Genomic DNA, 836 nt, shown 5'->3' with positions numbered 1-836 from the left:
GCCGCGGGCGCAGTCCGCTTTCAGGTGCATACCGTCGAAGCCGGCCCGGATGGCCGCTTCAATGGCCTGCTTGCAGGCGATGTTGCACTGGTGGCTCGCCCGCCACAGCCCCGCCTCATCGCTGCGCCTGGCCTCGGACAGAGAGCCCAGGTACAGATAAGTGTGGTCTGTCAATGTCAGTTGGTTCATCTGGTTTACCTCCTTACTTCTTTGGTAGTTCTGCGGCCTTAAAAGCCGTTCCAAATCCGCTCTCCGCGGTAATCAAAATACTCTGCGTCAGCACAGTCTTCCGGGGTCAGATCCTTCAACCGCTTTCTGCTCCGTGAGATGTAGAGGTCAGAGTCCATGGGCGGTTTCGGCACCTTGACCCGCAACAGCTCGTCCATTTGAACCAGCTGAGCGTATTGCTCCGGCTCGTGCTGTTTAAGGTACTGATAGAAGTGGTTTTTATGGAAGGGGCAGAAGGTACAGGCGCTGGCGCGGGTCTCCAGGCCCCATACCTCCTTGATATAGCCGTAGCTGTCCGCCCGGGTAAATTCCATCTGTACCAGAGGGAAGCGGTTGACGAACATCGGATTGGTGCTCGCTTTACAGCGTCTGGCTTCTTCCAGGCTGAATCCGATGTGCATTTCATGGGCCTTTTTGTCCTCGTCCCTGAGCCGCTGTCCTTTTTGATAGCCCAGCAGGTCCCATCGTACATACTTGGAGATCAGTTCTACCTTATAGTCGATGGTGCAGTTGCGGGGCATTTTGCTCTTATGGCCGTCATCCCGAAGGGTCCACCACGGGATGCTGATGGTCCGCCGCTCGCCAAAATTCCGAATGAAATCGGAATA

General features: G+C 55.9%; 2 protein-coding genes. Both read right to left on the bottom strand.

The window, feature by feature from the left end; genetic code table 11:
* A partial coding sequence (locus B5F94_RS15965; protein ID WP_143383345.1) for a DUF3849 domain-containing protein occupies positions 1-189 on the bottom strand: 189 nt, incomplete at its 3' end.
* A 38-nt stretch (positions 190-227) separates the two neighbouring features.
* Positions 228-836: hypothetical protein (locus B5F94_RS16595; protein WP_087331579.1), on the bottom strand; the 609-nt coding region annotated here is incomplete at its 5' end.

This window comes from Flavonifractor sp. An4, from assembly GCF_002161755.1.
GTDB lineage: Bacteria > Bacillota > Clostridia > Oscillospirales > Oscillospiraceae > Flavonifractor > Flavonifractor avicola.
This window is presented reverse-complemented; position numbering and strand designations above follow the sequence as displayed.